11 protein-coding genes are annotated in these 8,455 nt (G+C 74.4%); 4 read left to right on the top strand and 7 right to left on the bottom strand.

Annotation, left to right across the window (positions count from 1 at the left end; genetic code table 11):
* The coding region (locus M4J07_RS44920) for a carboxypeptidase-like regulatory domain-containing protein (protein WP_255982601.1) at positions 1–363 on the top strand (363 nt) is incomplete at its 5' end.
* Here M4J07_RS44920 and M4J07_RS44915 read toward each other — a convergent pair.
* Together M4J07_RS44915 and M4J07_RS44910 are read right to left on the bottom strand one after the other, a co-directional pair.
* Complete coding sequence (locus tag M4J07_RS44915; protein WP_255982600.1) at positions 351–1,475, bottom strand: aminotransferase class V-fold PLP-dependent enzyme; 1,125 nt, start codon at positions 1,473–1,475, stop codon at positions 351–353. The genes M4J07_RS44920 and M4J07_RS44915 overlap by 13 nt on opposite strands.
* A 34-nt stretch (positions 1,476–1,509) precedes the next feature.
* Entirely contained in the window at positions 1,510–2,829 is a 1,320-nt protein-coding gene (locus M4J07_RS44910; RefSeq protein ID WP_255982598.1) for an MFS transporter, read from the bottom strand.
* 115 nt (positions 2,830–2,944) lie between these two features.
* On the opposite strand from M4J07_RS44910, the gene M4J07_RS44905 reads away from it, so the two are divergent.
* Entirely contained in the window at positions 2,945–3,313 is a 369-nt protein-coding gene (locus M4J07_RS44905; RefSeq protein ID WP_255982596.1) for an ArsR/SmtB family transcription factor, read from the top strand.
* A 6-nt stretch (positions 3,314–3,319) separates the two neighbouring features.
* On the opposite strand, the gene M4J07_RS44900 is transcribed toward M4J07_RS44905, so the two are convergent.
* The 3 genes from M4J07_RS44900 to M4J07_RS44890 all read right to left on the bottom strand — a co-directional run bounded on the left by M4J07_RS44900 (position 3,320) and on the right by M4J07_RS44890 (position 5,710).
* Positions 3,320–3,952, bottom strand: a complete 633-nt coding sequence (locus M4J07_RS44900; protein ID WP_255982594.1) for a class F sortase — start codon at positions 3,950–3,952, stop codon at positions 3,320–3,322.
* Positions 3,953–3,969: 17 nt separating this feature from the next.
* Positions 3,970–4,485: a hypothetical protein gene (locus M4J07_RS44895; RefSeq protein WP_255982592.1), complete on the bottom strand. Its 516-nt coding sequence runs from the start codon at positions 4,483–4,485 to the stop codon at positions 3,970–3,972.
* A gap of 118 nt (positions 4,486–4,603) precedes the next feature.
* Positions 4,604–5,710 (bottom strand): D-alanyl-D-alanine carboxypeptidase family protein, encoded by a 1,107-nt coding sequence (locus M4J07_RS44890; RefSeq protein ID WP_255982590.1) that lies wholly within the window; start codon positions 5,708–5,710, stop codon positions 4,604–4,606.
* A gap of 236 nt (positions 5,711–5,946) precedes the next feature.
* Here M4J07_RS44890 and M4J07_RS44885 point away from each other — a divergent pair, with 236 nt between their 5' ends.
* Entirely contained in the window at positions 5,947–6,399 is a 453-nt protein-coding gene (locus tag M4J07_RS44885; RefSeq protein WP_255982588.1) for a cyclic nucleotide-binding domain-containing protein, read from the top strand.
* A 30-nt stretch (positions 6,400–6,429) separates the two neighbouring features.
* Here the strand turns inward: M4J07_RS44885 and M4J07_RS44880 are convergent, their stop codons facing one another.
* Positions 6,430–7,305 (bottom strand): SCO6745 family protein, encoded by an 876-nt coding sequence (locus tag M4J07_RS44880; RefSeq protein WP_255982586.1) that lies wholly within the window; start codon positions 7,303–7,305, stop codon positions 6,430–6,432.
* 185 nt (positions 7,306–7,490) lie between these two features.
* Here M4J07_RS44880 and M4J07_RS44875 point away from each other — a divergent pair, with 185 nt between their 5' ends.
* A complete protein-coding gene (locus M4J07_RS44875) occupies positions 7,491–8,054 on the top strand; it encodes a hypothetical protein (protein WP_255982584.1) in 564 nt (187 codons plus the stop codon).
* A gap of 8 nt (positions 8,055–8,062) precedes the next feature.
* Here the strand turns inward: M4J07_RS44875 and M4J07_RS44870 are convergent.
* A partial coding sequence (locus tag M4J07_RS44870) for an electron transfer flavoprotein subunit alpha/FixB family protein (RefSeq protein ID WP_255982582.1) occupies positions 8,063–8,455 on the bottom strand: 393 nt, incomplete at its 5' end.

Below are 8,455 nucleotides of genomic sequence, written 5' to 3'. Positions count from 1 at the left end.
GAGACACCGGTGCCGACCGCGCTGCCGGTGCACCGCCACCACTTCGGCGACCCGGACCCCGTCCTGACCGGTGTGGTCCGGGACGCCGGTCAGGACCCGGTGCGCGGCGCCGCGGTCGTCGTACTCGACGGCGGCGGACGGCAGTTGGTGTCCACCGTCACCGACGCGCAGGGCCGCTACGCGGTGGCGGGCCTGCCGGAGGGTCACGTCGGCGTGGTGGCCTCGGCGCCCGGCCGGCATCCGGTGGCGCGGCGCAGGCAGGTGCGGCCGGGGGAGACGACCGAGGCGGACTTCACGCTGCGCGGTCGTGCGGCGGACCTGGCGGGGGCCGGGGCCGAGGCGCCCTCGTCTCAGACCGGTTGAGGCGTGCCGGGCAGCAGGGCCGCCAGCGCGCGCAGGATCTCCGCGACCTCTTCCTCGGTGAGCGGGACGAGTTCCAGGAGCAGTTCGCCGCGGTCCTGGTGCTGCGTGATCACCCAGATCTGAGGGGAGCCCGCCCGCAGTTCGGTCGCCAGTGCCGCGGCGTCCCGCCCCGCCGCGGCCGGGTCCACGGCGACGCTCGCGCGCGGGAACGGCAGCCCCGTCGGATCGTCCACGACCCTGCCCGCCACACCCGGCAGCGCCGAGACCCGCGCCACGAAGCGGGCGACCTTGTCCGTCTGCGCCCGCCGCCAGGCGACCTGATCGAGCTCCGCGCGCAGCCCGAGCGCCTCGACGACGCCGATCACGGCCTCCTTGCCGGCCTTCATCGCCCGCCCGATGCCCTTCTCCTGGGCCCGTACGGCGCGCACCGCCTCGGCCCGCCCGAGCACCAGGCCCGCCGTCGGCGACCCCAGGTACTTCTGGCCGCTGACCAGCACGAGGTCGGCGCCGGTGGCCAGCAGTTCGTCGATCCGCAGGTCCTGCGCCGCACCGTCCACGACCACCGGGACGCCCCGCCGGTGCGCGGCCGCCACGGCGTCGGCGAGCGGGACCGGGGCGCCCCGGGTCAGCCGCGACGACACCAGCACCAGGCACGCGGTGTCCGGGTGCGCGAGATCCCGCTCCAGGTCCGCGACGGTGCACTCGTCCCCCGTTCCCGACACGACGGGCGTGGCGCCCGCCAGCCGGACGTCCTGGACCAGGGGATGCCCGTAGTCGACGGTGTGCCCGGCAGGGAGCACGACGCGCGCGGGCATGCCCCGAGTGTCCGGCAGCGCCGCGATCCGCTCCGGTGACGTGCCCGTCATCGCCGCAGCGACCGACAGCGTGATCGCCGAGGAGGTGCAGTGCACCACCGTGGCGGCCTGCGCGCCGGTGGCGCGGGCGACGGTCCGGCTCGCGAGGTCCTGCAGCTCCTCCATGACGAAGAAGCCGGACAGCGCGGCGGCGACGGCCGAGGTGACCCGCTCGTCGCTCCGCGAGACACCGAGCGGCGTGAACGGCCCCCTGGCGTTGATGACCTGCGTCAGCCCGTACTGATCGTGAAGTCCCATGGGGGAATGGTGCCTTGAGCCGCTGCGGCACAGGTCAGGGGTGTGCCGCGTGCAGCCCGTCCGTCAGCCGCGGGTGGCTGTGCCGCCAGCCGTCCCCCGCCCGCACCGCACCGCTGACGTGCGGATGGTCGGCGGCGAGTCCGACGTGCTCGTGCTCGACCACGTCGTCGGTCCGGGGCCACAGTCGCACGGCGCCGACCGCCGCCGCCAGCGCCACGGCCCCGAGCGCGCCCACCGCGGCGGGCAGCCCCGCGGTGGCCCCGACCCATCCGGCCAGCGGATACGTGACCAGCCAGCAGGCGTGCGACAGGGAGAACTGCGCGGCGAAGGCCGCCGTCCGCTCCCGCTCGGGCGCCGCCCGCCGCACGAGCCGCCCGGCCGGGGTGAGCACCGCCGAGCACCCGGCACCGAACGCCGCCCACGTGACCAGCAGCGCGCCGACCCGCCAACTCCCGCTCCCCGAGCCCGTGACGACCCCGAGCGCGGCGAACACGAGCCCCAGCGACAGCGCCCCGCACAGCATCACCGCCCGCTCCCCGGTCCGCTCCAGCACCCGCGGCAGCGCGAGCGCCACGACCATCGAACCGGCCCCGTACGCGCCGAGCGCCAGCGGCACCGCCCCGGCCGACAGTCCGAGGAACTCCCGTACGTAGACGACGGAGTTGACGGTCACCAGGGCGCTCGCCGCCGCGACGGCCAGATTCAGCGCGAGCAGTGACCGCAGCTGCGGCACCCGGAGGAAGAGCCGCACCCCGGCGGTCACCGGGGCGCGGACGGGGCGCGCCGCACGCGGCAGGGCCGTGGAGCCCACCAGCGCTGCCGAGGCCAGGAAGCCGAGCAGCGTCCCGGTGAACAGCCGGTCGTACGTGACCACGGAGAGCAGCGCCGCCGCGAGCGCCGGGCTGAACAGGCTCTCCAGGTCGTAGGCGAGGCGCGCCAGCGACAACGCCCGCGTGTAGTCGCGCTCGTCGGGCAGCACGTCCGGGATCACGGCCTGGAAGGCCGGCGTGAAGACCGCCGACGCGGACTGGAGCAGGAAGACCAGGACGTACACCTGCCAGATCTGGCCGACGAACGGCAGGGCGAGCGCCACCGCCGCCCGGACCAGGTCGGCGCCCACCAGCAGGGCCCTGCGCGGCACCCGGTCCGCGAACGCGCCGGCCGGCGGCGCGATGAGCACGTACGCCGTCATCTTGATCGCGAGGGCGGTGCCGAGCACGGAACCCGCGTCGGCGCCCGCCATGTCGTACGCGAGGAGGCCGAGCGCGACGGTGGCGAGCCCCGTGCCGACCAGCGCGACGACCTGGGCGGCGAACAGCTGACGGTAGGTGCGGTGGCGCAGGACGGTGGGCATGCGGCGGTCTCACACGGCTCATAGTCGTCATGTGCGCATCTGCGCACATGACGACTATGGAGGGGTGGTGTCCCGCAGTCAACAGCTCCCGCGGACCGGCCCTAGGCTGGACCCCATGCCTGACAGCGACCCCATCCCACCTGCGGCAGGTGCGCATCTGCGCGAACCGGACAGCGCCCGTCTCGCCGAGGCGACCCGGGTGTTCGCCCTGCTGTCGGACGCGACGCGGCTGCACCTGCTGTGGCTGCTCGCACTCGACGAGCTCGACGAGCCGGACGTGGGGTCCCTGGCCGAGCGGGTCGACGCGTCCCGCACCGCGGTCAGCCAGCACCTGGCCAAGCTGCGCCTCGCGGGCCTGGTCGAGGCCCGCCGCGAAGGCCGCCACATGCACTACCGGCTCACCGACGGACACCTCAGGCGCCTGGTCACGGAGGCGCTCAGCCACGCGGACCACCGGGTGACCGGCCGGGCGCCGCACGACTGAGCGGGGTCAGCCGCCGCGCACCGAGGTGAGCAGCCCGTACAGCACGACGTTGCCCGCGTACCCGGACCGCTTGGAGTACGTGCCGCCACAGGTGATGACCCGGAGTTCGGGCAGGCCGGTGCTGCCGTAGACCCGGCGGTCGGGGAAGTCGGCCTTGTCGACCACGTCGATGCCGTGGATCTCGAACACGGCCGTCCTGCCGTCGGCCCGCTCGACCTCGATGTGCTCGCCCTTCTTGAGCGAGCCGAGACCGTAGAAGACGGCCGGTCCGTCGGCGTTGTCGACGTGGCCGTCGATGACGGCCGTGCCACGCTGGCCGGGGGTGACGGCGCCGGTGAACCACCCGGCCAGATTCGCCTTCCTGGGCGGCGGCGCGTCCAGCCAGCCCTCCGCGTCACGGCCGACCTCGGTGAGCGGCGCGTCGACGCCGATCTCCGGGATGCGGATCCGGCGCGGGACGGAGGCGGGCAGCGGGTCGGCGGGCGGCGTGCTCGTGCCGAGCTTCGCCGCGCCGGGCTCCGGCTGCGGCGGTCCGTCCGCCTGGGAGACGCCGTGGTGCACCAGCAGCACGCCGGCGAGCAGCACCACGGCGAGGAACGACCACGAGGGCCGGCGGATCTTCGAGGGGGCCGGGGACACGGGCGGCTGCCGGGCCGTCAGGAGGCGTCGGAGCGGCGCTTGCGCAACCGCAGACCGGCCATGCCGAGCGCACCCGCGATCAGTGCCCCGCCGGCCGCGACCAGGGCGGGGTCGGTGCTGCCCGACGACCCGCCGAGCCCGGCCTTCACCCCGCGGTCGACGGTCGTGCCGGAGTGGTCGGAGCCGGTGGCGATGGTGAGGGTGGCCCGTCCCTTCTCACCGTTGCAGTCGAAGGTGACGTCGTACTGCGCGCCGGGCTTGGCGTCGGGATAGACCTGGGCCGTGGCGGAGTGCCCCTCGTTCAAAGTGACTGCGTCAAAGACCGGTGCGTCGACCCGCACCGAGGGGACGTCGCACTCCGTGGAGCTGAGGGTGACCGTGCCGCCCGCCGCCACCGTGCTCGGGGTGACCGTGAAACCGAACGACGTGACGTCGGGCTGGGTGCCGCCGTCGTCCGCGACTGCCCCGGGCGCGGTCAGGCCGACCGCCGCGAGGGAGACGAGGGCCGGGGTCAGCACGGATATGGAGCGCATACGGATCCTCCAGGAAGGGGCGACGCCTGCGACGCTATGAGCGCCGCCGGGCGTCGACCATTCGGCGGGGGCCGAACGGGGGCGCCGCGGCCGCGGGAGTGAGGGCGGTACGGAATGGTCAGTGGGTGCCGCGCCGGGTGCGCAGCCGACGCCTCAGCAGCACCGAGACGCCGCACAGCACGACGAGGGTGGACGCCGCCCCGAGGTGCTTCACGAGTCCTGACGCCGGGTGGGGCGCCTCGGCGGGCGCGGCCGCGACGGGCACCGCCGCCGTCAACTGCCGGACCGCCGGGGTCCGTTGCGGACCCGCCTGCTGCCGCGCCCGCAGCGGCGCCGCGGCGAAACCCCAGTCGAGCAGGGCGCGGGCCTCCTCGTAGACCGCGTTGAACGACTCCTCCTGCGGGTTCATGACGGTCACGAGGATCGTCCGGCCCTTGTGCGTGGCGGCGGAGACGAGGGTGTTGCCCGCGTGGGAGGTGTAGCCGTTCTTGACGCCGATGAGTCCCGGGTACGGCTCCACGCCGTGCGAGCCCACGAGCAGCCGGTTGGTGTTCTGGATCTCGTACGCGTCCGGGCCCCCGGCGGCCGGGAAGCGCGCCCACTTGGTGCCCATGTAGCGGCGGAAGTCGGGGTTCTTGAAGCCCTCCTTGGCGATGAGGGCCAGGTCGTGCGCGGAGGAGTACTGGCCGGGGGCGTCGAAGCCGTCGGGGGAGCGGACCTGGGTGTCGCGGGCCCCGATCCGGCGGGCGGTCGCCTGCATGTCGGCCAGGGTGCGCGGCAGTCCGCCGTTCATCCGGGAGAGGGTGTGCACCGCGTCGTTCCCGGAGCTGAGGAACACCCCGCGCCACAGGTCGCCGACCGTGTAGCGGTGGCCCTCGTCGACCCCGACCAGGCTGCTGCCCTCGGCGACCTCGGAGAGGTCCGCCGACGTGGCCCGGTGGACGAGGTTCTGACGGAGCTTCGGCAGCACCGTGACGGCGAACAGGGTCTTGAGCGTGCTGGCGGGCGGCAGCCTGCGGTGCGGTGCCTTGGCCGCCAGGACGTCGCCGGTGCGGGCGTCCATGACCTCCCAGGACAGCGCCGACACCGCCGGCACCGCGGGCGGCGCCGGAGAGGGCCCCACGGCCGGGGCGGGAGCGGCGGCCCCCACGGCGAGTGCGGTGCAGGTGCCGGACAGCACAACTGCCTTGGTAATACGGGGGTAAAAGCGGATGAAAGTCGCCATGGCGGAAACGTAGGGCCATGATCGTCGGCCCGCGATCCGCTTACGCCATCCGCAGCTGAGCGAGATCCACATGCGGCCGAATCCGTGCGCCGTTAGCCTTTTCGGGTGACAGCCGTCCAGTAGGGGCGGCTGTCCTGGTGAGGAGCGGGAGGCGACGCTGGGTACGCCAGGGGTCACGCTGGGTACGGCCGCGGCGTACGTACGCTGGAACGACACGACGGTGGAGGTGTTCCGCCATGACAGCGCAGACACGACTGCTCAACCGGCTCCCGCGTGCCTACCGTGAACGTCTGATGCCCCTGGCCAGGGAAGTCTCGTTCCCGCAGGACTCCCGCATCTTCGAGGAGGGCGACACGGCGGACCGGTTCTGGATCATCCGGACCGGCGCGGTCACCCTCGACGTCCGCGTCTCCGACCGGGAGCGGCTGCCCGTCGATCCCCTCGGACCGGGCGATCTGCTCGGCTGGTCCTGGCTGTTCGCGCCCTACGCATGGGATTTCGGCGCCGAGGCGTTCAGCCCGGTGCGCGCCCATGAGTTCGACGCCGCGGCGGTGCGCAACCTCTGCGACCTCGAACCGGCCCTGGGCGTGGCCCTGCTGCACGGGGTCGCCGAGGTGATGGCCCAGCGGCTGGTGGCGGCGCGCGTCAAGCTGGTCGAGGCGCACCGCACGCACGGCCGGTTCGTCTAGGCGGGGCAGACGGGAGTGTGACGACAGGCCCTAGCGGGCGGCTTCCACCACGCGAGGCCGGGGCAGCCCGATGGGGTTGGGGAACGGCAGCACGTTCGCTTCCGTGACCCGCCCGGCCGGTTCCTTCAGCGCGGTGAGCAGCTGGTCCGCCGCCCGGTCGGTGAGCGGGCGCAGCAGCCGGCCGGCCAGCCGGTCCGTCGTGTCCTCCACGTGCGCGCGTTCCGTGCGGCCCAGATCGGTGACGTGTCCGTCGGTGTCGAGCAGCCGCCGGGAGCGCAGCGCGTCGACGGAGACCGCCCACTCCTCCTCGCTCCAGCCGCGGTCCAGCCGGATCCCGTCCTTGGGCACCCGGTCCGTCGCCGCCGCGAGGACCAGCGCCGCACAGCCGTCGAGATCGTGGTCGGCGAGCGCCGCCGCATGCGCGTCCCCGCGGAACTCCCGCAGGGACGTGGTCAGTTGCCACAGCTGCTCGACCGGGTCGGCGCGCTCGGGCAGCGCCTGGTTGGCGGCGAACAGCGGGCGGGCGATCGTCGGGGCGTCCGCCACCATGGCCGCGAGCGGACCGAGCAGCTGCGGGGCCGTCGCCGCGATCCCGGGCACGACGGCGCGCAGCGCCGCCGCGGCCCGCACGGCCCGCTCGTCGACCACCCGCTCCGGGGTGACCCCGGGCACGGACCAGGCCGCGGGCAGCGCCCGGGCCACCATGTCCGGTGCGAACACGGCGAGCGCCGAGCCGGCGACCGGCGCGGGCACCGGTCCCAACGGGGCGGTGCGGGCGGCGAAGTAGCCCATCCAGAAGCCTCTGAGGCCGAGGGCCCTGCCCAGGCCGCGGCAGTGCTCGTCGAAGTAGGTGACCGCGTGCAGCGGTTCGGTGCGCAGCCACAGTGCCCGGGCCCTTGAGTCCATGAACGCGGAGATTACCGATCCGGCGGGCCCACGGGGAGAGGGCCGACACGTTCCGGGGATCACCCGTCCGTGCCCCTTCCCTCACCCGACCCGACGCCTCGATGGGCGGGCGGCGCGCGTGCGGGGTTGGCTCGGCCGAGTACTGCACCCGTGGCCGTCGACCGGCCGCACCGGAGAGGAACCCCATGCGTCGCACCGCGACTCTGCCGACCGCCGCCGCTGCCGCCGTCGTCCTCACCCTCGCGGCGCCCGTGTGCGCCACCGCGTGGGCCGAGGGGGACGGCTCCGCCTGGGACGACGGCGGCACCACGTGGGACGAGCCCACCACGTCGTCCGCCACCCTGGAGCTCGTCCCGGCCGACGCCCGCCCCGGCGCCACCGTCACCGCCAACACCGCCGCGTGCGGCAAGGACCGGAACGCCACGGGTGACGCCAACAGCCTCGGAGCGGGCGACTTCCCGCTCCGCACCAGCACCCGACAGGGCGACGTCGTCGGCCAGTTCCAGGTCCCGTCCGGGGCCAGACCCGGCACCTATCCCGTCTCGGTGAGCTGCGAGAGCGGCACGGTGGTGCGCCGGACCCTCACCGTGTCGGGCCGCGGCGACACCGAGATCCACGGCGTGCACGCGGGCGACGGAGGTTCGCTCGGCGGCCTCAGTGCCGTGCAGCTCGTCCTCGGCGGCGCGCTGATCGCCGGAGCCCTGGGCGCGGCGGGCTTCTACGTGCGCCGCCACGTCCAGGGCCTGTAGGGCAGCGGTCAGCCCTTGCGGGTCTTGACCTCGTCGGTGAGCTGGGGGACGACGTCGAAGAGGTCGCCGACCACGCCGTAGTCGACCAGGTCGAAGATCGGGGCCTCGGCGTCCTTGTTGATCGCCACGATCGTCTTCGAGGTCTGCATACCGGCCCGGTGCTGGATCGCACCCGAGATGCCCGACGCGATGTACAGCTGCGGCGAGACACTCTTGCCGGTCTGGCCGACCTGGTTGGAGTGCGGGTACCAGCCGGCGTCCACCGCGGCCCGCGAGGCACCCACGGCCGCGCCGAGGGAGTCGGCGAGCGCCTCGATGATCGCGAAGTTCTCCGCGCCGTTGACCCCGCGGCCGCCGGAGACCACGATCGCGGCCTCGGTCAGCTCCGGACGCCCGGTCGC

This window comes from Streptomyces longispororuber (assembly GCF_024448165.1).
GTDB classification, from domain to species: Bacteria; Actinomycetota; Actinomycetes; order Streptomycetales; family Streptomycetaceae; genus Streptomyces; species Streptomyces longispororuber_A.
Note: the sequence above shows the minus strand (reverse complement) of the source record. Positions and strands in the feature narration are given on the sequence as shown.